The organism is Pseudonocardia humida, assembly GCF_023898865.1.
Taxonomy (GTDB): Bacteria; Actinomycetota; Actinomycetes; order Mycobacteriales; family Pseudonocardiaceae; genus Pseudonocardia; species Pseudonocardia humida.
In genome coordinates this window covers 92,307-113,568 of sequence record NZ_JAGSOV010000009.1, presented here as the reverse complement: position 1 = coordinate 113,568, position 21,262 = coordinate 92,307, and the positions used below count along the sequence as shown (strand labels likewise).

The window sequence follows — 21,262 nt, the reverse complement described above, 5'->3', positions numbered from 1 at the left end:
CCCGGCCGCCCGGCGGCGCCGCGCAGCGGCGCCGCGGCCCGCGCAGACGTGGCGCGCAGTCTGCCGGGCCCCGCTGAATCAGTGCTGAATCGCCTGCTCGTCGCGGGTCGACCGGGCGCCGGCGGCGAGCGCGGCCACCTCGTCCGCCTCGGTCGGGTCGATCTCGGCCAGGATCGGGTGCGCCTCGCACCAGGCCGCGCGGGCCGCGGGCTCGTCGCCGAGCGCGCGGTGGGCGTGGCCCAGACCGACCAGGCCGGCCGCGCGCGAGTAGGCGTCGCCCGCCTCCCGCGACCGCTCGGCGCCGGTGCGGTAGAGCCGGGCGGCGTCGGCCGCGCGTCCCTGGCGCAGCGCGACCTCACCCAGGTTGTGCAGCACCATCCCCAGCGCCCGCAGCTCGCCCAGCTCCGCGAACAGCTCGCGGCTCTCGGCGAACATCCGCCGCGCCCGGTCGAGGTCGTCGTCCTCCAGGTGGATGTCGCCGAGGTTGTTCAGCGCGACGGCGAGGTTGTAGCGGTCGCCGGTGCGCCGGGCCAGGCCCAGCTTCTCCCCGTGGACTGCGACGGCCTCGGCGATCAGGCCGGCGTCCTGCAGGGTGTTGGCGAGGTTGTTGAGCACCGACATCTCCAGCGGCACGTGCGCACGGGCCCGCGCGAGGTCCAGGGCCCGCTCCAGGCAGTCGCGCGCCTCCGGGACGCGGCCGCGCTCGCGGTAGGCGCAGCCGAGCCGGTTCAGCGCGGTGGCCTCGCCGATGGCGTCACCCACGCGACGCGCGGCGCGCACGCCGTGCTCGCAGATCAGCGTCCACTCGGCCCACCGCTTGGCGAAGTCGAGGTAGCGGAAGGCCGCGTCGCTCAGGCCCCACGCCACCGGGGCGCACGCCGGGTCGGGGAGGTCGGCGGCCAGGCCCGCGGCCGCGACGAGGTTGGCCAGCTCGGCCTCGAACCAGGCCAGCGCGGCCGCCCGGTCGCGGCCGCGGCGGTCGGGCTCGCCGGGTGCGGGCGGCGCGCCGGGGGACAGCGCGGCGTCGGCGGTGACGGCGGCGTCGAGCACGTGGTGCAGCGCCCGCCGCAGCGCCGCCTCCTGGCTCGGGCCCTCGGCGTCGGCGGTCCGGGCGAGCTCGCGGCCGAACAGCCGCAGCAAGTCGTGGAAGCGGTAGCGGCCCGGCTCGACCTCGTCCAGCAGCCGCGCGGTGACCAGCCGGTTCAGCACGGCCTTCGCGTCCGGCACGGGCGTTGCGAGCAGGGCGGCGGCCAGGTCGGCCGGCACGGTCGGGCCCGTCCACCGCGACAGCAGCCGGAAGGCGCGCTGCTCGTCGGGTGAGAGCAGCCGGTGGCTGACCGCGAAGCTGGAGCGCACGTCGTGGTCGCCCAGCCGCAGCTCGCCGAGGCGGCGGGTCTCGTCGGCGAGCAGCTCGGCCAGCCGGGCGGCGAACGCGGGCGGCCGGTTGGCCATCCGGCCCCCGGCGATGTGCAGCGCCAGCGGGAGCCGCCCGCAGGCCCGCGCCACGGCGACGACCGCGTCGTCGGGCGCGCCGGCGACCCGGCCCACTCGCCGCAGCAGCTCGCCGGCCTCGTCCAGCGGGAGCAGGCCCAGCCCGACCGGCACCGCCTCGGCCAGCGCGAGCGGCGCCCGGCTGGTCACCAGGGCCGCGCAGCCGCCGCCCACCGGCAGCAGCGGCCGGACGCGCTCGGCGTCGGGGGCGTCGTCGAGGACCACCAGGACGCGGCGCCCGGCCAGCTCGGTGCGGTAGCGCGCGGCCGCCGACTCCGCGTCGGCGGGCACGTCGGCGGTGGCCACGCCCAGCGCGGTCAGGAAGCGACCGAGCACGGCCTCGGTGCCGGGCGCGCGGTCGGGGTCGCCGCCGCCGAGCGCGGCGAACAGGACGCCGTCGGGGAACGACGGGGCGAGCAGGTCGGCCACCTGGATGGCCAGCGCGGTCTTGCCGACGCCGCCGGGACCGTCCACGGCCGCGATCGGCGCGCTCCCGCCCGGCCGGCCGGGCGCGAGCAGCTCCACCAGCTCGGCGACCTCGGCCGCGCGGCCGACGAAGACGGCCGGGCCGTGCGGCGTCTGCCGGGGCCGCGGCACCGCGGGCGCCTGCTGCGGGGCGGGTGACTCGCGGTGGGTCTGGTCCAGCATCGCCTGGTGCAGGGCGCGCAGCGCGGGCGAGGGGGCGATGCCGTGCTCGGCGACGAGCCGGCGCCGGCCGCGGTCGTAGGCGGCCAGCGCGTCGCCGTGGCGCCCCGCCCCGTGCAGCGCGCGCATCAGCATGGCGAGCAGGCCCTCGTCGTCGGGTCGCTCGTCCAGCAGCGCTTCCAGCTCCGGCAGCACCGCGGCGTAGCGGCCCAGCCGCAGGTCGGCCTCGATGCGGGCGCGCCCGGCCGCGGCCCGCGCGCCCTCCAGCCGGGCGATCTCCACCGCGGCGAACGGCAGGTCCTCCAGCCCGGCCAGCACGGGCCCGCGGAACAGGGCCAGCGCGGCGCGCAGCCGCTCGGCCGCCTCGGCCGGGCGCCCGGCCCGCAGGTGCGCGTCGCCCGCGGCTACCAGGTCGTCGAGCTCCGCCGCGTCGACGTGCACGTCGCCGGTCAGCCGGTACTGCGGCCCGGTGCGCTCGACGGCCAGCCCGGCCTTGCGCAGCCGCGACACGTGCCCCTGCACGGCGTTCGCGGCGTGCGTGGGCGGGCTGGGCCCCCACAGCCCGTCGGCGATCACCGGGTGGCCGACGCCGGTGGGGTGGTGCAGGGCGAGCAGCGCGAGCACCGCGGCGCGGTGGCCGAGCGGCAGGACCACCGGGGTGCCGTCCACGACGAGCTCGGGCGGCCCGAGCAACCGCACGGCGACCGCGGGACCGGCGACCACGGCGACGACCTCCCGGGCGACGTGTCGGTGACGGTGGGTGGCCGCGCCACCGTATCGCCGCCACGACCGGGCGGGGACCCCCGTCAGGGGGCCAGCGGCGGGCGCCCCCACGAGCGCAGCAGCGCGTCGAGCGTCATCCGCACCACGGCGGGCATGTCGACCGCGTCCGGGTCGAGCAGCCACTGCACCTGCAGCCCGTCCATCACCGCGATGAGCGCGGAGGCGCCCCGGTCGAGCTGCTCGTCGGGGACCGGGTCCTCCGGGCCGCAGGCCACCCGCAGGGCCTCGGCGAGCTCGGCGCGCAGCACCGCGAAGCGGTCGCGGAACCAGCCCTGCGCCGGGTGCTCCTCGGTGACCGACTCCGCCGAGAGCACCGTGTAGGCCTGGACGATGCCGGTGCGCGAGACGTTCTTCTCCACCGTCCGCAGGACGTGCTGCAGGAAGTCGACCCCCTGCGGGCGCTCGGCGCTCTCGAACTCCACCCGCCCGCTGGTGTCGCGGTCGCGCAGCACCTCGACGAGCAGCTGCTCCTTGCTGCCGAAGTAGTGCAGGATCCCCTGGTGGGTGATGCCGACCCGGTCGGCGATGTCGCCAAGCGAGCCGTTGCGGAACCCCTTGCTGGTGAACACCTCGTGCGCGGCGCGCAGGATCTCCCCGCGCCGCTTGAGCGCCCTGGCGCTGAGCCGCGGGATCGGCCGGTCGGCGGTGTCGGACGAGACCTCCGGACCGTCACTCATGCGCTCACTCTGTCATGGTTCCGCCGACGTCTGCTGACAGGTCGGTAAGTGACCACCCGATCGCGTTCCGGGACCCCGGTGCGGCCCGCCCGGGTGTACCGTCGGTCCTGTCGCGAGCATCCCTGCACACGGGCGTCAGAGCCCGTGTCGCCCTCGGCGAAAGCAGCAGCCGGGCGCACACCGCTCGGGGACCGGAGCACCGGCATGACGCCGGATTCGTCGACCACCGATCTCGCCGCACCGCCATCCCCCACCGACAGCGACCGGCCGCGGCTCAAGCTCAAGCCGCGCACCCCCGACCCCACCGGGTTCTTCGACGGCGGCTGGTGGCCGCGCTCGCGCGACCTGGTCGCGGAGGTCCCCGCGCTGCTGGCCGTGCTCGGCGTCCGGCTGGGCCGGGTGGAGCGGGTGGGCTACCGGATCTCGGACTGGGACCCGACCCCCCGCCGGATCGTCGTCGACGGGGGGACGGTCCACCTGTCCGGCTACCTGCAGCGCCCGGCCCGCACCCTGGACGTGATCGGCCGCCTGCACCGGGTCACCCTGCTCGTCGTCCCGGCGGAGACCGACCCCGACCTCGCCCACCGCGCCCTGACCGCGGCCGGGCACCGGGAGAACGCCGACGACGTGGCGACGCTGCTCGCCGCACCGGCGGCCCCGATCCGCTGACCCGGGGACCGTCGCGCCGCCGCACCCCGACCTCCACGGTCGCGCCGTCCGGGCGCGACCGCGGCCCGCCCACGCAGAGGACAGAGCATGACCGCACCCACCGCACCCACCGCCGCGTACGTCTCGATCCACGACCAGCGGCGCCGGCTCGTCGCCGACGCCCTGCTGCGCCACTCCGAGCTCACCGAGGACGCCGCGCTCACCCTGGCCGGCCACGCCCTGGACGCGCTCGACCACATCCCGGAGAAGCTGCGCTGAGCACCGGGGCGACACCCCCGACGCCCACCACCGCCGCGGGTCGGCGGCTCCGGATAGGGGTGATCGCCTCGATCGCCCACCGGACACCGCCCCGCGGCTACGGGCCGTGGGAGCAGGTGGCGTCCACGCTGGCCGAAGGGCTCGTCGCCCTGGGCCACGACGTCACGCTGTTCGCCACGGCCGACTCGGTGACCACCGCGCGCCTGCACCCCGGCGCCCCCACCGGGTACGAGGAGGACCCGGGGATCGACGCGAAGGTGCACGGGGGCCTGCACATCGCCGCGGCCTTCGAGCGGGCCGCGGAGTTCGACGTCCTGTCCAACCAGTTCGACTTCCTGCCGCTGACCTACAGCCGGCTGGTGGCGACACCGGTGGTGACCACCGTCCACGGCTTCTCGTCGGACGCGATCCTGCCCGTCTACCGGGCCTACGACGACATCGCCCGGTACGTGGCGATCAGCGACGCCGACCGGCACCCCGACCTGGGCTACGAGGCGACGATCCACCACGGCATCGAGCCGGGCGGGTTCACCTACCGCGCCGACCCGGGGGAGCACCTGCTCTTCCTCGGCCGCATCCACCCGGACAAGGGCACCCACCTCGCGATCGAGGTCGCCCACCGGACCGGGCGGCCGCTGGTCATCGCGGGGATCGTGCAGGACGAGGCCTACTTCGCCGACCTCGTGCGGCCGCACCTGGGCCGCCGCGGCGTCCGCTACGCCGGGCCCGTCGGACCGGCCGAGCGGGACGCACTGCTGGGCGGCGCGCTCGCGCTGCTGCACCTCATCTCGTTCGCCGAGCCGTTCGGGCTGTCCGTGGTCGAGGCCCTGGCCGCCGGCACCCCGGTGATCGCGCGCCCGCTGGGGTCGATGCCCGAGATCGTCCGGCACGGTCGGACCGGCTTCCTGGTCGACGACGTCGCGGGCGCCGTCGAGGCGGTCGGGCGGATCGGCTCGCTGGACCGGCGGCACTGCCGCGACGACGTCGAGGCGCGCTTCACCGCCGAGCGCATGGTGGCCGACTACGCCGAGCTGTTCTCCCGCGTCGCCGCCGGTGGCCCGTCGGCGACCAGCCGGTCCAGCAGGAGGGGGAGGTCGACCGCGGCGAACCGCACCGACGCGTCGCTGGCGCCGTAGGGCACCAGCAGGTGGTCGCCGTGGCGCAGGGCCCCGCACGAGTAGACGACGTTGGGCACGTACCCGTCGCGCTCGTCCTCGGCCGGACCGATCAACGGCTCCCGCAGCCCGCCGATCACCCGGCTCGGGTCGTCCAGGTCGAGCAGCAGCGCACCCATGGAGTACTCGCGCATCGGCCCGACGCCGTGGGTCAGCACGACCCAGCCGGCGTCGGTCTCCACCGGGGAGCCGCAGTTGCCGGTCTGGGTGAGCTCCCACGGCCTGCTCGGCACGTGCAGCGTGCGCGAGTCGCCCCACCACCGCCCGTCGGCCGAACTGGCCAGCGAGTTGTTCTCCCGGTCCCACCGCGACAGCGCGAGGTGGCGCCCGCCGACCGTGCGCGGGAAGAACGCCATCCCCTTGTTCCGCGCGGCCGGCCCGGCGAGCTGGGAGATCCGGAACCGGCGGAAGTCGGTGGTGTCGATCGCCTGGGGCGCGATGTCGGTGCCGTCGAAGGCCGTGTACGTCGCCCGGTAGGCGGGGCCGTCGTCGGTGTCGACCCGGACGAAGCGGGCGTCCTCCATCCCGGCCGACTCCGAGGGACCGTGCGGCCACAGCACCCGCTCGGCGATCGTCGAGCCCGGCGCGAAGCCGACCTCGTAGCTGCACCGCACGAGGCGCCGCGCCAGCTCCCCGGTGCGCACCCCGCCGTGGCGGGTGGCCCGCTGCAGGACCAGCGCCCCGATGGCGCGGTCCAGCTCGTCCTCGTCGAACCGCGCGGGCAGACCGGCGAGCAGGAACGAGGCGCTCTCCTCGTCGGCGCCCGCCTCGGCGAGCAGCGCCGCGAACAGGTCCCGGTCGTGCCCGGTGGGACCGGGCCTGCCGGTCTCGACGAACGGGCCCGGGTCGTCGACGGTCAGCTCGAGGCCCCCCGCCGCGTCGGGACCCAGCACGCCGGTCCGGAACTCCACCGACGACAGGTGGCCCTCGCCGACCGCGCGCAGGCTCAGCACGAACCGCAGCCGGCCCGGGCCGAGCCCGGACTGGTCCGGGTGCGGCACGGCAGAGGGGTTGAACAGCGCCGCGGCCTCGATCGAGTACTCGTGGGTGAACCACGCCCCGATCAGGGTCCGCCGCTGCTCGCTGAGCCCGTGGCCGTCCGGCACCCGGTGGGCGATCCGCGCGTAGTGGCCGGCGAGGACGCCGTCCAGGTCGCGGTGCCGGTCGGTGTAGCGGACGAGCACGGCGCGCAGCGTCCGCCGGACGTCGTCCTCGGAGAGGGCGAGCACGCGGGCCAGCACGCCGGTGGCGCGGGACTGCGTGTTGGCCACGACGTCGTGGCCGGGGACGAACATGCGGGCCAGCACCCGGCCGGGGTCGGCCGTCAGGGTGGTGGGCAGCCGGGTCACCAGCGCGCCCCCCGCCCTCGCGTCGGGCGTCATCCGGTGCCGGAGACCGAGGGCGCGGTGGCCTGCAGGCTCGGGCCCACCGGCAGTGCGCGGGCCCGCTGCAGCGCCGACACCAGCGCCAGGGTCGACTCCGCGCCCTGGTTCTCGTTGCGGCCGTCGGGGCGCAGGCCGTCGCAGCAGCCGCCACCCGGGGCGTGCAGGGCCACGCCGGTGTCGTTGTCGCCGAGGAACCAGCCCACCGCCAGGGCCACCCCGCGCCGCCAGCGGTCCTCGCCGGTGACGGCGTGCGCCCTGGCGCAGGCGTCGGCGAGCGCGGCCGCCTCGATCGGCTGCTGGTCGAAGCCGGGCCCGTGCTCGCCCGGTCCCCGTCCGCCCACCGGGACCACCGACAGGTGCCCGTCGCGGGTCTGCAGGTCGAGCAACCAGCCCAGCAGCGCCAGCCCGTCGGCGACGAGCGCGGGTGCCCCCAGCGCGACGCCCGCGGCGAGCAGCGCCTCGGGCAGCACGGCGTTGGCGTAGGCCAGGCGGGGCTCCGGCCACGGCCAGACCGGGTGCGGGCTCGGCCGTCCGATCGCGGCGGCGGTCGCGCCGAGCAGGTCCCGGGCGCCGCGGTGCTCCGGGCGCACCGCGAGCACCTCCGCGGCGCCGAGCGCGGCGAAGGCCATGGCGCGCGGCGACGGCGAGCGCCACTGCGCGCCGCGGTCGAAGGCGGTGAGCGCGCGGGGGTCGGCGGCGGCCGCGCCGAGCCCCCACAGCGCCCGCCCCCAGCAGTCGTCGACCGACAACGGGCCGTGCCAGCGCAGGTCGGCGGCCCGGCGGTTGCGGAACCGGCCGTCGCCACCCTGCGCGGCCAGCACGAACGTGAGGTAGTGCTCGCGCAGGTCGGGGGCGCCGGCGGGCTCGCGGTGCAGGACCACCAGGCCCCGGGCCACGTCGTCGACGCAGTAGCCGTGCTCGCGGCGCGGCGTCGTGTGGCGGGCGTGCTCGAAGAGCCCACCGGCGTCGGTCAGCCGTCGCAGGTGCGCGAAGGACGGCGCCGGGAAGCCGTTGCGGCCCCGGTCGGTGGAGCCGGCCGCCCCGATCACGACACGGCCGGCAGCGCCGCGTCGACCAGCGAGTCGGCGATCCGCTGGTAGCGGTCGGCGACGGCGTTCCACAGCAGGTCCGGGGCCTTGCCCGCGGCCCGGCGGGCCAGCTCGTCGGCCAGCCCGGGCTCGCCGAGCACCCGGCGCAGGGCCGTGCCCAACGCGGCCGGGCTCCGCTGCGGCACCACCAGCCCGGTGCCGTCCCCGAGGAGCTCGACGGCGTGCGGGAACGCGGTCGAGACGACCGGTCGACCCGCCGCGACGGCCTCGATGAGCACGCCGGAGGTGACCTGCTCGCGCGAGTCGTAGGGCAGGACCACGACCTCGGCCCGCTGCACGAGGGCCCCGAGCTCGCCGACCCCGATGTACCTGTCGTCGAGCTCGACCAGGTCGGCCACGCCCAGTGCCTCGGCCCGCCGCAGGAGACCGGCGCGGTAGCTCTCGCCGTCGCGGTGCAGCACCTTGGGGTGGGTCTTGCCGATGACCAGGTAGCGCGGGCGCAGGTCGCGCAGGCCCGGCAGGGCGTCGATGGCCCACTCGATCCCCTTGCCCGGCCCGAGCAGGCCCCAGGTGAGCACGAGGGGGCGACCGGCGGCCATGCGCTGCGCCCGCCCGGCGCCCGCGTCGACCGGGCCGTGGTCGATGGCGCCGTGCGGGATCACCACGACGCGGTCGGCGCGGGCTCCGTAGGTGTCCACGACCCGCCTGCGCGCGGTCTCGGTCATGGTGACCAGGACGTCGGCCGCGTCGACGAGCGTGCGCAGGATCCGGCGCTGCCCCACGGTCGGGTCCTGCAGCACCGTGTGCAGCACGACGACGGTGGGCACGGTCAGGCCCGCCACGATGTCGAGCACGTCGGCGCCGTCGGGTCCGCCGTAGATCCCGTACTCGTGCTGGACGACCACGACGTCGAAGCCGTTGAGCCGGCGCACGGCCCCCGCCGCGCTGTCGCCCGACCCGTTCACCAGGTGCGCGGCGACCTCACGGCCGGGGTAGGACTCGGGCCCGTCGACGATCCGGACGACGCCCGCGGTCCGGCGCCGCCGGTTGAGCTCGGCCACCAGCGCGGCGCTGAACGTGGCCAGACCGCACTGCGTCGGCGGGTAGGTGCTGAGCACCCCGACCGTCGCCGGGCCGGGCCCGCCGTGGGTGCGCACGGGCGGTGCGGTCCCGTCGATCCGGGCGGGGTGGTGCGTGGTCGTGGGCATGCGCGCTCCTGGTCTGGGGGAGTTCGGGACGCCGCTGCGCACCCCGCCTGCCGGGCGGGTGGGCGCAGCCGTCCGATCAGGAACGGTGCGTCGAGAGGGGGCGGGAGGGGCGATCAGCGGGGCTGGGCGCTGAACAGCGCGACGTCGTCGACGCAGACGCACCCGCGGGCCAGCCCGCGGGCGGCCGTTGCCGAGCAGAACCGCACCCCGATCGGGTCGTGCGCGCCCCAGTCGTGCGCGCAGACGGCGCAGGTGAGGCGGCTCGGCGTGGTGGGCGAGGTGGCGGTCGCCGGAGTCGTGTGGGTCCTTTGCATCATGCTGCTCCTGATCGGGCGGGTGGAGATCGGATGAGGGGCGCGCCCGGTCAGCCCCGCGCGGCGCGCAGCGGCGCGCCGACCTCGTGCAGGTGCCGCAGGACGTCCCGGTAGGAGGACAGCAGCCCGGTCTGGGCGTAGGCGATGCCGCGATCGGCGCAGAACGCCTGCACCACCGGCTGCGCGCGGCGCAGGCTGGGGCGGGGCATGTTGGGGAACAGGTGGTGCTCGATCTGGTAGTTGAGCCCGCCCAGCGCGAAGTCCACCCACCGGCTGCCGCGGACGTTGCGGGAGGTCAGCACCTGCTTGCGCAGGAAGTCCCAGCCGTCGTCACCGGTGGTGGTGGGCATCCCCTTGTGGTTCGGGGCGAAGGACAGGCCCATGTACAGGCCCCACAGCCCCTGGTGGACCGCGATGAACACGACGGCCCGGCCCGGTGAGAGCACGAAGAACACCGCACCGAGGTAGGCGGCGGTGTGCGCGACCAGCAGCGCCGCTTCCAGGCCCCGGCGCTTGGTCTGCCCGTGCCACACGGCCAGGACGCTGCTCCAGTGCAGGTTGAAGCCCTCCAGCAGCAGCAGCGGCAGGAACAGGAACGCCTGGTGGCTCGACGTCCAGCGGGCCAGGCCCCGGCGGGACCGGCCCTGGCGCTCGCTGAAGGCCAGGATCGGCAGGTCGAGGTCGGGGTCGTCGTCCTCGTGGTTGGGGTTGGCGTGGTGGCGGCTGTGCTTGCCGACCCACCAGCCGTAGCCGATCCCGACCAGGGCCCCGTGCAGGAGGCCGACGGCGTCGTTCGCCCGGCGGCCGCGGAAGATCTGCTTGTGCCCGGCGTCGTGGCCGATGAACGCCACGTGCGTGCCGGCCACGGCCAGCAGCGCCGCCGTGCCGACCTGCCACCAGGTGTCGCCGAGGACGCCGAACAGCGCCCAGGCGGCCGCGAACGCGGCGAGCGTGAGGGTCACCCGCACCGCGTAGTGGCCCACCCGCCGGTCGAGCAACCCGGCCTGCTTGATCGTCCGGGAGAGGTCGGCGAAGTCCGTGCTCGCGCCCACGACCTTCTCGGACGTCGTTTCAGGGGCCGTCTGAACCAATCGAGATCACCTCGTTGCACCAAATGGCGCACCGGGGTCTCGAGCGGAGCCATATCGCGGGAATCGCGGGTAGTCGCAAGGGTAGCCGATCAGCGCCGGTCCCGCCGGGCCTCCGGCCGTCCCGCGGGCCCTGTGGCGCCGGGTCGCGCCGTGCGTAGGATCGCGTCACCGGGCGTCGGTCGATCGTCGCCGAGGTAGGTGGATGGGACGGCTGTGCCCGATCATGACGACGCCCGACCCGCCGCCCCCCGCCGTCCCGCACCCGGCCGGCCGGGTGCGCAGCGTCCGGGTGGCCGCTCGTGAATGAGCTGGGGCCGGTCACCAGGGAGCTGCTCGGCTTCGTCCGCGACGGGGCGGACGACAAGGCCCTCGCGGCGCGGATCTGCCAGGCCTGCGTGACCGGGCTCGACGTCGACGGGGCGGCGCTGTCGCTGCTCACGGCGACCGATGCGCGGCAGACGCTGTGGGCCACCGACCCGGTCGCCGAGGTGCTGGAGGACCTGCAGTTCACCTTGAACGAGGGCGTCTGCATGGACGCCGCGCGGACCGGGATCCCCGTCCTCGTCCCCGACCTGCGACACCACGCGGAGACCGTGCGCTGGCCCGTCTTCGCCGTCGCGGTCGGTGAGCGCACCGCGGTCGCGGCGCTGTTCGCGCTGCCCCTGCAGTGGGGTGCGGTCAACCTCGGGGTGCTGGACCTGTACCGGTTCGTCCCCGGGGGGCTGAGCGAGGCCCAGTACCTCGACGCGCTCGCCGCGGCGGACACCGCGGCGCTGATGCTGCTCGACCACCGCACCGATCCGGGCAACCGGTTCGGCGGGTTCATCGACCACGCGCTGGGTCACCGGGCCGAGGTCCACCAGGCCACCGGGATGGTCCTGGTGCAGCTCGCCGTGAGCGCGGAGGACGCGCTGGCCCGGATGCGCGCCCACGCGTTCGTCCACCGACGGCTGCTCGTCGACGTCGCCCGCGACGTCGTCGCCCGGCGGCTCGTCTTCACCGAGGACATGTCGTGACGCGGCGGGGCACCGCCGATGAAGGAGGAGGCACCGCCATGGGCGGATCGGAGCGCGAACAGCAGCTGAGCCGGGCCTTCGTGGCGCTCGCGGACACCCTCGTCGCCGATTACGACGTCATCGCGCTGCTCGACCAGCTCGTCGGCCACTGCGCGACGCTGCTGGACGCCGACGCGGCCGGGCTGCTGCTCGCCGACTCGCGCCGCGAGCTGCGGGTCGTGGCGGCCACCAGCGAGGACGCCGAGCTGATGGAGCTGCTGCAGCTGCAGGCCGACGAGGGCCCGTGCCTGGAGTGCTACCGCACCGCGGCTCCGGTGAGCGTGGCCGACCTGGCCGACACGCCGACCCGGTGGCCGGTGTTCTGCGCGGCCGTCGAGGACGTCGGGGCGTTCCGCTCGGTGCACGCGCTGCCGCTGCGGCTGCGCGGGGAGGCCATCGGCGCGTTGAACCTGTTCCGCGCCGCGCCCGGGCCGCTGCCGGGCGCCGACCTGGCGCTGGGCCAGGCGCTGGCCGACGTGGCGACCATCGGCATCCTGCAGGAGCGGGCCATCCGCCGCGGCGAGGTGCTCACCGAGCAGCTGCAGGTGGCCCTGAACAGCCGGGTGGCCATCGAGCAGGCCAAGGGGGTGCTGGCCCAGCTCCTCGACATGGGGATGGACGAGGCGTTCGACGTGCTGCGCCGCTACGCCCGGCAGGCCAACCTGCGGTTGGCCGACGTGGCGCGCGCGGTCGTGTCCCGCGAGGTCGACGGGGACGCGTTGTTGGCCGCTCGCCGCGGCCGGGGCCCGCAACCGTCCGAGCACGGGCGGCGGGGTCGGTGAACGGCGCCGCCCGCCGCGGGCCCGGCGGGCACCCGTCGCCTACCGGTCGCTGAACAGCGAGACGACCTCCGCGCACACGCAGTCCCGGTCCAGCCGACCGGCCATGGTGGCGGTGCAGAAGCGCGTCGCGACCGGGTCGTGGGCGCCCCAGTCGTGCGGGCAGGCGGCGCAGACCAGGCGGGTGGGGGAGGCGGGGGAGGTGGCGGCGGCCGGGGTCGACCTGGTCCAGCGCATGCGATCGCGTCCTGACTGGTGTCGTGCGCCCGGTGGGAGCGGATCGGATCCACCGGGGCCCCATCGCGGAGATCGCGAATGACGATCACTCTATGGGCCGGTCGGGGCGCCTGCGGTGATCGACCGGAACCCCGGCGCCCAGGCGTTCCGGGGGCGCTGCGAGCGGTGCGGCGGCCGGTGCCGTCCGGCGCGGGTGCCGATTGACTTGTCGCAAGCCTTGACGCACCATGTTGAGACAAGGATTGAGACAAAGGAGGCGCCATGCCGAACGGAACGCCGCCGGTGCGCCCCGCCGACCTCGTACAGGCCGGTGCGTGGTTGGCCGGCCACGGGCTGGCCGACGTCGCTCCGACACCGCTGCTGGCGACGCGCCTGGCGGTCCGGCGGCGCGCCCGCGTGGCCGTCTCCCTCCTGCTGGCCGCTTTCCTCTGCGCGGTCGCCCTCGTCTACGTCAGCGAGCTGCCCGCCGACCCCGAGGTCGACGGGCCCGGGTCGGACCGGCCCTGGTCGCTGCTGGTGCTGACGGTGGTGGTGGTCGGTCTGGTGCTGGCCCAGTCGCTGCTGGACCGGTGGATCCGGCGGGTCGACCGGCGGGCCGCCGCGACGTTGCCGCGACGGGCGGCCCACCCGGTCCGGCTCGGCTGGCGCACCGTCCTCGGCGTGCCGCGCGCCGCGTTCGCGCTCGCCACGTTCGCGGGCGCGACGGCGATGGCGGTCGGCGCCCTGACCGGGCCCGACCCCACCGGGAGGTACGCAGCGGTCCTCCTGCTGGTCGGGCTGTGCGGGGTCGCGGTCGTCATGCTCCTGCAGCTGCGCCACGTCCTGACTCACCCGGCCGTGGCGGACGACGAGGTCTCGCTGACCGTCGACGTCCTCATGCGGGTCGAGGACGCCCGCGACGTCACCGTGCCGACGGTGGTGTGGTCGCTGCCGGTCGTGTCGGTGTTCGCCACCGCTCCCGGGTGGTGGACCACCGCATGGCTCGTCTTCATCGCCCTGAGCGTCGTCGCGCTCGCCCTGATCATGGCCCGGACCGCGCCGAGCGCCGTGGTGGCGCGGCACGCCACGAGCACCCGGTGACCCGCGTGCTCGTCGTCGACCCCGCCTCACCCGTCCCGCCGTTCGAGCAGCTCCGCGGTCAGCTGGCCCGCCAGATCCAGGACCGCACGCTGGCCGTGGGCGCCCGGCTGCCGACCATCCGCCGGCTGGCCGCCGACCTCGGCCTGGCCGTCAACACCGTCGGCCGGGCCTACCGGGAGCTGGAGGAGGCGGGGTTGATCGAGACCCGCGGAGCGGCCGGCTCGTTCGTGTCCGCGGCGGGCGAGGAGGGGCGCGAACGGGCGCGCCGCGCCGCCGCCGAGTACGCCGCGGTCATCTCCAGCACCGGCATCGACGCCCAGGAGGCCGTGCGCATCGTCCAGGCGGCGCTGGGCACGGGCACCACGGCAGCGCCCTCGTCATGACCGGCACCCGCTCCCGCCGATCGCTCAGCGGTGCCGCGGGGCGGAGCGGCGCAGCGCGACCGTCCGGTGGTCGTGCGCGGTCGGCGCCACGGTGAGCGTGGTGGCGACCAGCCACGGCACGGCCAGCAGCACGCCGCCCAGCACGTCCGACGGGTTGTGCGCGCCCCGGTAGACCCGGGCGAACGCGACGGCCAGCACCACCAGCACCGCCAGCGCGACCACCAGCCAGCGCCACCACCCCCTGGCGACCAGCAGCACGATCACGGCCAGCCCGCCGTAGAGGCAGATGGCCGCCGCGGTGTGCCCGGACGGGAAGCTGGACGTCGGGGGGAGGGCGGCGTCGAGGTGGTCGACGTCGGGGCGGGGGCGGCCCACGATCGTGGCCGAGGTGAGGAACAGCGCCAGCTCGCCCAGCAGCGCGATCGCCAGCAGGGCGAACGGCCACCAGTGCCGCAGCAGCAGGGCGGCGGCCACGGCCACCACCAGGCCCGCGACCAGCACCGTCGTGGTCGAGGCGAGGCCGCTGAGCACGGTGGAGGTCGCGTCGACGGCGGGCGTGCGCCGCTCGACCAGCCACTGCAGCATCCCCCGGTCGGCGTCGCCGACGGCGGTGCCGAAGGCGGTACCGGTGAACAGGGAGCCCAGGCCGAGCAGGAGGGCGAGCAGGCCGAGGCCGAACAGGACCAGGAGGCCGGCCCGCTTCGCGAACTGCGCGAGCCCACCGTGCTGCGCGGGCGCCGGCGCGGAGGGGCGGGGGGACCCGGCGCGGCGCGGGGGAGCTGTCTCGTCGGTGTGCTGGCTCACGGGCCCGAGTGCCCGTTCCGTCCGTTCGCTACGCCCAGTGAAGGGCGACCCCGGTGATCGGCGCGCCGCGGGCAGGGCGTCCTGGCCCGTGCGATCCTCTTCCCACTACGGCCGGTCGTCGGGGAGCGCGGATGAACCTGGAGAAGGTGGTCTTCGGCTTCTTCGTGCTGCTGGCCGCCACCCTCAACTTCGGCTTCTTCATCGGCGACATCGGCGACCCCGACCTGCACAACCCCTACGAGCTGTTCGCCGCGCTCGTGGTCAGCCTGATCGCCACGGTGCTGAAGTTCGGCGACCGCACCCAGATCGGTGCGGTGCACCTGGCCACCAGCCTGGTCGCCGACCTGCAGCTGGTCGCGGCCGCGATCGCCTGGACCTACGCCGCGCACATCTCGACCGAGGGGATGAGCGCCGCGGCCACGGCGAGCGTGGTGTCGCTGTCGGGTGGCGCCCTGCTGGCCAACGCGGTCTCGGTCGTGCTGCTGGTGGTCGAGACCGTGACCTACCACCGCCGGTAGCGCGGCGTGGCGAACCCGCTGCTCGACTTCTGGCTGCGGCTGCTCGGGCAGGAGGCGCCGGACGAGCGCCGCCCCTCGCGGCTGAGCAGGCGGCAGCGCCGGCGCATCCCGCGGGCCTCCGAGGTCCAGGCCGAGGCGACGATCTTCCTGGTGCTGCGCCGGATGCGCGTCCCGCTGATCGTGCTGATCCTGATCTTCGCGGTGAGCGTGTTCGGCCTGACGCTGGTGCCGGGGCAGGACCCGGTCACCGGCGCGACGATCCGGATGACCTTCTTCGACGCCTTCTACTTCATGAGCTACACGGCCTCGACCATCGGGTTCGGCGAGCTGCCCGTGCCGTTCACGCCGGCGCAGCGGCTGTGGGTCACCGTGTCGATCTACCTGACGGTCATCGGCTGGGCCTACGCCATCGGCTCGCTGCTGGCGCTGCTGCAGGACCGCGCGTTCCGCCAGGCGCTGGCTCTGCAGCACTTCACGCGCAAGGTCAAGCGCCTGCGCGAGCCGTTCCTGCTGATCGTCGGGCACGGGCGCACCGGGGAGCTGCTCAGCAAGGCCTTCGACGAGCTCGGCAAGCGCGTCGTGGTGATCGACATCGACCCGGAGCGGATCGAGTCGCTGGAGCTGGGCAGCTACCACGCCGACGTGCCCGGCCTGGTCGCCGACGCCCGCGACCCCGCCCACCTCGGCGTGGCCGGGCTGGCCAACCCGGGCTGCCACGCGGTGCTCGCGATCACCAACGACGACGAGGCCAACCTGACCGTCACGATGACCGCCGCGCTGCTGCGCCCCGACCTGCAGGTGATCGCCCGCACCACGTCGACCTCCATCGCCGAGCGCATGCGGGCCTTCGGCGAACCCACCGTCGTCGACCCGTTCGACCGGTTCGGCGAGCACCTCGGGCTGGGCATCCGCGCCCCGGCGTCCTACCAGCTGATCACCTGGCTGGAGAGCGGGCCGGGGGCCGCGCTGCCCAACCGCGGGCACCCGCCCGCCGACGGGCGCTGGGTGGTCTGCGGGTACGGCCGCTTCGGCCGGGAGCTGGTCGCCGACCTGCACCGCGAGGGCATCGAGGTCACCGTGATCGAGGCGGCCCGCGACGGGGGCGACGACGCGCCCGAGGGTGTGGTCGGCGACGGCGCCGACCCGGACGTGCTGGAACGCGCGGGCGTCGCCGACGCCGCGGGCTTCGTCGCCGGGGTGGACAACGACGCCAGCAACCTGTCGATGATCGCCGCGGTCCGCAGGCTGAACCCGGACGTGTTCGTGGCCGCCCGGCAGAACCGCCCCTCCAGCAGCCCGCTGTTCGCCGCGATGGAGACCGACGCGCTGCTGGTGCCCCCGGAGCTGGTGGCCCACGAGGTGTACGCCCAGCTGAGCACGCCGCTGCTGTGGCGGTTCGTGCAGGAGGTCCCGCACCGCGACGACGAGTGGGCGGCAGGCGTGGTCGATCGGCTGGTCGAGCTGACCGGCAAGCGCCGCCTGCCCCCGCTGTGGAAGGTCCGCCTGGACCGCGCCGAGGCCCCGGCCCTGCAGGGCTGGCTGCGGTCGGGGGAGGGCCGCACGGGTGCGGTGCTGCGCGACCCGGACGAGCGCGACCAGCGGCTGGCCGCCCTCGTGCTGATGGTCCTGCGCGACGGTGAGTGCCTGCTGGTCCCCGACGACGACCTGGTCCTACAGGTGGGCGACGAGCTGCTGCTGGCCGGGTCCGCCGCCGCCCGCCGCGGCCTGGACGCCACGATGCTGGTCGGGGGCGCCGCCGAGTACGTGCGGACGGGCCGGCGCGTGGCCACCGGCTGGTTGTGGCGCAAGTTCCAGCGCTGAGCCCCGGGTCAGGCCGCGGGTGTCGGGGCGCCGACCCAGGCCACGTACCCGTCGGGGCGCACGAGGACGCGGCTCGCGTCCAGCTCGGTGCCGACCGCGGAGTCGGCGACCCGCGCCCGGTGCGGTGCGGACAATCCGCACCTGGTGGCCTTGCGTGAGGGAAATCGTCAACCCATGCTGATCCGGTGTCGACCACCGTCACGGTCGACCTCGATCAGCGGATCGTGGCCGCCCTGCAGCTCAACGGCCGCGCCAGCTGGAAGCAGGTGGCCGCGGCCGTCGGGGCGACCGAGTCCACCGTCGCCCGCCGCGGCCAGCAGCTGCTCGACTCCGGCCGCGTCCGGGTGACCGGGCTGCTCGACCACCTGCGCTGCGGGCTGGGCATCTCGCTGCAGGTCCGGCTGCGCAGCCGGCCCGGCGCGGCCACCGCCGTGGCCACCGCGCTGGCCGCGCTGCCCGCCACCCGGTTCGTCACCGTCGTCGCCGGCAGCGCCGACGTGTGCGCGGAGTTCGTCGTGCCCGACCACCGGGAGGTGACCGCGGTGCTGGTCGAGGGCCTGCCGCGGCCCGACGACATCGTCGAGACCGAGACCATGGTGGTCGTCCGCAAGTTCTCCGCGTCCGAGGAGTGGGACCCCGGCCTGCTCGACGCCGCCGCCGTCGCGCTGCTGCGCCCCGGCGCCGCCGCGCCCGACCACCGCGAGTGGCACGAGCCCGAGCGGCTGACCGCGCAGGAGTTCGCGATCGCCGAGCTGCTCGCGGCCGACGGCCGCGCGTCCTACTCCCAGCTGGCCGCGGCCGTCGGGGTCAGCGACTCGACGGTGGCGCGCCGGGTGGAGTCGTTGCTGCGCCGCGGCTGCCTGCGCTTCCGGGCGCTCTTCGACACCCGGCTGCTGGGGCTGGACGTCGAGTTCCTGCAGTGGTTCACCGTCGAGCCCGCCGCGCTGGAACGCGCGGGCGCCCAGCTGGCGGCACTCGCCTCCACGCGCTACGTCAGCGCCACCACCGGGCGGTTCGACCTGTGCCTGCACGGGGTGCTGCCCGGCTACGGCGACCTCTACCACTACATGACCGACGTGGTCGGCGCGCTGCCCGGCGTGCGGGCCGCCGACCTGACGCTGCAGGCGCGCACCCTCAAGCAGGCCAGGGTGCGCGTCGACGGCCCGACCGAGGAGCGCCGATGACCGAGCAGCCCAGCGGGACCCACGGGGGCGGGGCGTGGACCAGGGTGGCCCGCGCCGTGCCCGCGCCGTCCAGCCTCGACGGCATCGACCTGCCCGGCCTGCGCGGCTGGCTGGACGGGCGGCGCGAGGCGATCGTCGCCGACCTCGTCTCCTACGCCTCGCTGGAGACCCCGAGCGACGACCTCGCGCTGCTGGCCGCGGGGCTCACCCACCTGGAGAGCTGGCTGGGCGCGCGGCTCGGCGCCCCGGCCGCGCGGGCGCACCACGCCTCGACCGAGCACGGCGACGTGCTGGTGCTGGACTACCCGGGCGAGGGCCCGGGCGCGGTGACCCTGCTCGCGCACTACGACACCGTCTGGAGCGCGGGCACGCTGCTCGGCTGGCCCGTCCTGGTCGACGGCGACCGCCTCACCGGCCCCGGCGTGTTCGACATGAAGGCCGGGCTGGTGCAGGTGGTGTGGGGGATCCGCGCGCTGCGCAGCGCCGGCCTGCCGACGCCCGCGCTGCGGCTGGTGCTCAACGGCGACGAGGAGATCGGCAGCCCGTTCTCCCGCCCGCTGATCGAGACCGCCTGCGCGGGAACCGACGCCGTGCTGGTCTTCGAGGCCGCCGCCGACGGCGCGGTCAAGACGGCCCGCAAGGGGGTGGGCATGTTCCAGGTGCGCGCCCGGGGCGTCGAGGCGCACGCCGGCCTGGAACCGGAGGCCGGGGCCAGCGCCATCGACGAGATCGCCCGCGCCGTGCGCACCCTGCACGACGCCACCGACCTCGCCGAGGGCACCACGGTCAACGTCGGGGTGCTGCGCGGCGGCACCCGCTCCAACGTGGTCGCGGGCCACGCCGAGGCCGAGATCGACGTCCGGGTGCGCACGCTGGCCGGCCAGCACCGCATCGACACCGTGCTCGCCGGGCTCACCGCCCACGACCCGCGCGCCGGGCTCACCGTCCTGGGCGGCTGGAACCGCCCGGTGATGGAGCGCTCGCCCGCGATCGCCGCGGTCTACGCCCTGGCCCGCCGGGCGGGGGAACGCCTCGGCGTGGACGTCGCCGAGGTCGCCGTCGGCGGGGCCAGCGACGGCAACTTCGCCGCCGCCATGGGCCTGCCGGTGCTCGACGGCCTGGGCGCGATCGGCGCCGGCGCGCACGCCCGGCACGAGCACGTGAGCATCGCCGGGATGGTGGAGCGGGCGGCGCTCGCGGCCGGGCTGATCGGGGCCTTCGGCGCGGGCGGGCGCGACCACCACTAGGGCCGCTGCCGTCAGCTCGGCCAGGACCGCGGCCAGGTCGCCGCCGGCGACGGCGGCGTAGAGGCGGCGGTGGCGCGCGGGGCCCGACTCGGGGGGCTCGTGGTCGGCCTCGCGGCGCATGTTGGTGGCCATGTAGAGCTGCAGCTTGAGGATCACCGGCTCGTGGCCTCGAGCGCGGCCGGGCCGACCTCCGCGGTCACCGGGACCTCCTCCGCCGCGTGCGGGACCCTGCCGGTCCCGCCTGCTCCCCACCCTCTCAGACCCGGCCGCACGTCCCGGCCGGCCGTGCCGCGGGCGCGGGGGAGCCGGGGGCGTGTCCGGTCGGCGGCGCCGGCTCCGACGTCCCGGTGGGCGCGCCCGCTCGGGGTGCGCGCGACGAGCTCCGGAGGATCCGCCATGACCGCAGTCCCGCACCCCACCACCCGGTCCGCCCCGCGGTGGGCGCACATCGCGACCTGGGTGCTGCAGGTCGGCCTGGCCGCGATGTACCTGATGAGCGCGGTGCCGAAGTTCCTCGGCGACCCGACGGTGGTGGCCGGGTTCGCCGCCATCGGGTTCGGGCCGACCGGGATGGCCGTGATCGGTGTGCTGGAGGTGCTGGGGGCCGTCGGGCTGGTGGTCGCGCGGCTGGCGGGGGTCGCGGCGGCGGCGCTGGCCGCGCTGATGGTGGGGGCGGTGCTGTTCACCCTCGCCGGACCGGACCCCGCCGCCGTGGTGCTGCCGGCCGTGCTGCTGGTGCTGGACGCGGTGGTGGCGTGGGTGCGCCGCGACCGCACCGCCGAGCTGCTGCGCTCCGTCCGCGGATGATTCACACCTGTACCACTTGGGGCTAGCATCGGGGAGGTGAGCGGCAGCGAGCGGCCCGACCTGGACTTCTGGTCGTTCGTGGCCCTGGCCAACCGGCGGCTCGCCGAGGAGTACGGGTTCGGCCACCAGTTGGCCACCGAGGTCCTGCTCACCCTCAACCGCGCCTCCGACCTGGTCACCTACGACCTGGAGGCCGCGGTGCACCGCCCCCGGGGGCGGTCGTGGTCGGCGTTCCGGCTGCTGTTCGTGGTGTGGTTGGCCGGTCCGCTGGAGCCCAGCGGCGCCGCCCGGCTCACCGGAATGAGCCGGGCCGCGGTGTCCAACCTGGCCAAGGGCCTGGTCGGGGACGGGCTGCTGGCCCGCACCCCCGACGAGCGCGACGGCCGCTCGGTCCGGCTGTCGCTGACCGCGGCCGGGCAGGCCGAGATGGTCGACGTCTTCCGCGAGCACAACGAGCGCGAGGCCGGCTGGACCGCGGTGCTGACCGAGGCCGAGCAGCGCATCCTGGTCATGCTGCTGGACAAGCTGATCACCGGGCACCGCGAGTTCGAGGCCCGCAACCGCCGCTGAGGGTTCCCTCCCGCGCGGGTCGCGACTACGCT

The 21,262-nt window shown here is 75.9% G+C and carries 23 protein-coding genes; 13 read left to right on the top strand and 10 right to left on the bottom strand.

Annotation, left to right across the window (positions count from 1 at the left end; genetic code table 11):
* Nucleotides 1-78: 78 nt before the first annotated feature.
* Nucleotides 79-2,859, bottom strand: a complete 2,781-nt coding sequence (locus tag KDL28_RS03115) for an ATP-binding protein (protein ID WP_252435641.1) — start codon at nt 2,857-2,859, stop codon at nt 79-81.
* 83 nt (nt 2,860-2,942) lie between these two features.
* A complete protein-coding gene (locus KDL28_RS03110; RefSeq protein ID WP_252435640.1) occupies nt 2,943-3,596 on the bottom strand; it encodes a TetR/AcrR family transcriptional regulator in 654 nt (217 codons plus the stop codon).
* 204 nt (nt 3,597-3,800) lie between these two features.
* On the opposite strand from KDL28_RS03110, the gene KDL28_RS03105 reads away from it, so the two are divergent.
* The 3 genes from KDL28_RS03105 to KDL28_RS03095 all read left to right on the top strand — a co-directional run bounded on the left by KDL28_RS03105 (nt 3,801) and on the right by KDL28_RS03095 (nt 5,659).
* Nucleotides 3,801-4,265 (top strand): DUF5994 family protein, encoded by a 465-nt coding sequence (locus tag KDL28_RS03105; protein ID WP_252435639.1) that lies wholly within the window; start codon nt 3,801-3,803, stop codon nt 4,263-4,265.
* Between the two features lie 87 nt (nt 4,266-4,352).
* On the top strand, nt 4,353-4,523 hold the full coding sequence (locus KDL28_RS03100) for a DUF6307 family protein (RefSeq protein WP_252435638.1): 171 nt from the start codon (nt 4,353-4,355) through the stop codon (nt 4,521-4,523).
* Nucleotides 4,524-4,582: 59 nt separating this feature from the next.
* Nucleotides 4,583-5,659, top strand: coding sequence for a glycosyltransferase family 4 protein (locus tag KDL28_RS03095; RefSeq protein ID WP_252435637.1), 1,077 nt, complete (start codon nt 4,583-4,585; stop codon nt 5,657-5,659).
* On the opposite strand, the gene KDL28_RS03090 is transcribed toward KDL28_RS03095, so the two are convergent.
* From KDL28_RS03090 to KDL28_RS03070, 5 genes are all read right to left on the bottom strand, one after another.
* Entirely contained in the window at nt 5,545-7,080 is a 1,536-nt protein-coding gene (locus KDL28_RS03090; protein ID WP_252435636.1) for a glycoside hydrolase family 130 protein, read from the bottom strand. The genes KDL28_RS03095 and KDL28_RS03090 overlap by 115 nt on opposite strands.
* Complete coding sequence (locus KDL28_RS03085) at nt 7,077-8,132, bottom strand: hypothetical protein (RefSeq protein WP_252435635.1); 1,056 nt, start codon at nt 8,130-8,132, stop codon at nt 7,077-7,079. Before KDL28_RS03085 ends, KDL28_RS03090 begins: the two co-directional genes overlap by 4 nt.
* Complete coding sequence (locus KDL28_RS03080; RefSeq protein WP_252435634.1) at nt 8,129-9,340, bottom strand: glycosyltransferase; 1,212 nt, start codon at nt 9,338-9,340, stop codon at nt 8,129-8,131. Before KDL28_RS03080 ends, KDL28_RS03085 begins: the two co-directional genes overlap by 4 nt.
* A gap of 113 nt (nt 9,341-9,453) precedes the next feature.
* Entirely contained in the window at nt 9,454-9,654 is a 201-nt protein-coding gene (locus KDL28_RS03075) for an RGCVC family protein (protein ID WP_252435633.1), read from the bottom strand.
* A gap of 50 nt (nt 9,655-9,704) precedes the next feature.
* Nucleotides 9,705-10,706: a fatty acid desaturase family protein gene (locus KDL28_RS03070; protein WP_252435632.1), complete on the bottom strand. Its 1,002-nt coding sequence runs from the start codon at nt 10,704-10,706 to the stop codon at nt 9,705-9,707.
* 338 nt (nt 10,707-11,044) lie between these two features.
* Between KDL28_RS03070 and KDL28_RS03065 the strand changes: the two genes are divergently transcribed.
* Nucleotides 11,045-11,761 (top strand): GAF and ANTAR domain-containing protein, encoded by a 717-nt coding sequence (locus KDL28_RS03065; RefSeq protein ID WP_252435631.1) that lies wholly within the window; start codon nt 11,045-11,047, stop codon nt 11,759-11,761.
* 38 nt (nt 11,762-11,799) lie between these two features.
* Nucleotides 11,800-12,582: a GAF and ANTAR domain-containing protein gene (locus tag KDL28_RS03060; protein ID WP_252435630.1), complete on the top strand. Its 783-nt coding sequence runs from the start codon at nt 11,800-11,802 to the stop codon at nt 12,580-12,582.
* Between the two features lie 39 nt (nt 12,583-12,621).
* Here KDL28_RS03060 and KDL28_RS03055 read toward each other — a convergent pair whose 3' ends face one another.
* On the bottom strand, nt 12,622-12,816 hold the full coding sequence (locus KDL28_RS03055) for an RGCVC family protein (RefSeq protein ID WP_252435629.1): 195 nt from the start codon (nt 12,814-12,816) through the stop codon (nt 12,622-12,624).
* A gap of 261 nt (nt 12,817-13,077) precedes the next feature.
* Between KDL28_RS03055 and KDL28_RS03050 the strand changes: the two genes are divergently transcribed.
* Nucleotides 13,078-13,896: a hypothetical protein gene (locus tag KDL28_RS03050; protein WP_252435628.1), complete on the top strand. Its 819-nt coding sequence runs from the start codon at nt 13,078-13,080 to the stop codon at nt 13,894-13,896.
* A gap of 5 nt (nt 13,897-13,901) precedes the next feature.
* Nucleotides 13,902-14,279 carry a GntR family transcriptional regulator gene (locus KDL28_RS03045; protein ID WP_252435870.1) on the top strand — a complete coding sequence of 126 codons (378 nt, stop codon included), beginning with the start codon at nt 13,902-13,904 and terminating at the stop codon, nt 14,277-14,279.
* A 24-nt stretch (nt 14,280-14,303) separates the two neighbouring features.
* On the opposite strand, the gene KDL28_RS03040 is transcribed toward KDL28_RS03045, so the two are convergent.
* Nucleotides 14,304-15,083 carry a phosphatase PAP2 family protein gene (locus tag KDL28_RS03040; RefSeq protein WP_252435627.1) on the bottom strand — a complete coding sequence of 260 codons (780 nt, stop codon included), beginning with the start codon at nt 15,081-15,083 and terminating at the stop codon, nt 14,304-14,306.
* A 131-nt stretch (nt 15,084-15,214) separates the two neighbouring features.
* Between KDL28_RS03040 and KDL28_RS03035 the strand changes: the two genes are divergently transcribed.
* Both KDL28_RS03035 and KDL28_RS03030 read left to right on the top strand, forming a co-directional pair.
* A complete protein-coding gene (locus tag KDL28_RS03035) occupies nt 15,215-15,601 on the top strand; it encodes a DUF6394 family protein (protein ID WP_252435626.1) in 387 nt (128 codons plus the stop codon).
* 6 nt (nt 15,602-15,607) lie between these two features.
* On the top strand, nt 15,608-17,422 hold the full coding sequence (locus KDL28_RS03030) for a potassium channel family protein (protein WP_252435625.1): 1,815 nt from the start codon (nt 15,608-15,610) through the stop codon (nt 17,420-17,422).
* A gap of 8 nt (nt 17,423-17,430) precedes the next feature.
* On the opposite strand, the gene KDL28_RS40180 is transcribed toward KDL28_RS03030, so the two are convergent.
* The gene (locus KDL28_RS40180) at nt 17,431-17,556 is read right to left on the bottom strand and encodes an aromatic-ring hydroxylase C-terminal domain-containing protein (protein WP_256500692.1); all 126 of its coding nucleotides are present in this window, start codon (nt 17,554-17,556) and stop codon (nt 17,431-17,433) included.
* A gap of 51 nt (nt 17,557-17,607) precedes the next feature.
* On the opposite strand from KDL28_RS40180, the gene KDL28_RS41280 reads away from it, so the two are divergent.
* The 4 genes from KDL28_RS41280 (at nt 17,608) to KDL28_RS03010 (ending at nt 21,230) form a co-directional block, all read left to right on the top strand.
* Nucleotides 17,608-18,606: an Lrp/AsnC family transcriptional regulator gene (locus KDL28_RS41280; RefSeq protein WP_252435624.1), complete on the top strand. Its 999-nt coding sequence runs from the start codon at nt 17,608-17,610 to the stop codon at nt 18,604-18,606.
* The gene (locus KDL28_RS03020; protein WP_252435623.1) at nt 18,603-19,853 is read left to right on the top strand and encodes a M20 family metallopeptidase; all 1,251 of its coding nucleotides are present in this window, start codon (nt 18,603-18,605) and stop codon (nt 19,851-19,853) included. The genes KDL28_RS41280 and KDL28_RS03020 overlap by 4 nt, the downstream gene beginning before the upstream one ends.
* Before the next feature lie 396 nt (nt 19,854-20,249).
* Nucleotides 20,250-20,660 (top strand): DoxX family protein, encoded by a 411-nt coding sequence (locus tag KDL28_RS03015; protein WP_252435622.1) that lies wholly within the window; start codon nt 20,250-20,252, stop codon nt 20,658-20,660.
* Nucleotides 20,661-20,696: 36 nt separating this feature from the next.
* Nucleotides 20,697-21,230: a MarR family winged helix-turn-helix transcriptional regulator gene (locus tag KDL28_RS03010; protein ID WP_252435621.1), complete on the top strand. Its 534-nt coding sequence runs from the start codon at nt 20,697-20,699 to the stop codon at nt 21,228-21,230.
* Nucleotides 21,231-21,262: the final 32 nt, after the last annotated feature.

Excerpts from the sequence above, each read along its gene's own strand:
- KDL28_RS03110 (WP_252435640.1), bottom strand. The coding sequence starts at position 3,596 with ATGAGTGACGGTCCGGAGGTCTCGTCCGACACCGCCGACCGGCCGATC.
- KDL28_RS03105 (WP_252435639.1), top strand. The coding sequence starts at position 3,801 with ATGACGCCGGATTCGTCGACCACCGATCTCGCCGCACCGCCATCCCCC.
- KDL28_RS03100 (WP_252435638.1), top strand. The coding sequence starts at position 4,353 with ATGACCGCACCCACCGCACCCACCGCCGCGTACGTCTCGATCCACGAC.
- KDL28_RS03090 (WP_252435636.1), bottom strand. The coding sequence starts at position 7,080 with ATGACGCCCGACGCGAGGGCGGGGGGCGCGCTGGTGACCCGGCTGCCC.
- KDL28_RS03080 (WP_252435634.1), bottom strand. The coding sequence starts at position 9,340 with ATGCCCACGACCACGCACCACCCCGCCCGGATCGACGGGACCGCACCG.
- KDL28_RS03075 (WP_252435633.1), bottom strand. The coding sequence starts at position 9,654 with ATGCAAAGGACCCACACGACTCCGGCGACCGCCACCTCGCCCACCACG.
- KDL28_RS03060 (WP_252435630.1), top strand. The coding sequence starts at position 11,800 with ATGGGCGGATCGGAGCGCGAACAGCAGCTGAGCCGGGCCTTCGTGGCG.
- KDL28_RS03055 (WP_252435629.1), bottom strand. The coding sequence starts at position 12,816 with ATGCGCTGGACCAGGTCGACCCCGGCCGCCGCCACCTCCCCCGCCTCC.
- KDL28_RS03050 (WP_252435628.1), top strand. The coding sequence starts at position 13,078 with ATGCCGAACGGAACGCCGCCGGTGCGCCCCGCCGACCTCGTACAGGCC.
- KDL28_RS03035 (WP_252435626.1), top strand. The coding sequence starts at position 15,215 with ATGAACCTGGAGAAGGTGGTCTTCGGCTTCTTCGTGCTGCTGGCCGCC.
- KDL28_RS03020 (WP_252435623.1), top strand. The coding sequence starts at position 18,603 with ATGACCGAGCAGCCCAGCGGGACCCACGGGGGCGGGGCGTGGACCAGG.
- KDL28_RS03015 (WP_252435622.1), top strand. The coding sequence starts at position 20,250 with ATGACCGCAGTCCCGCACCCCACCACCCGGTCCGCCCCGCGGTGGGCG.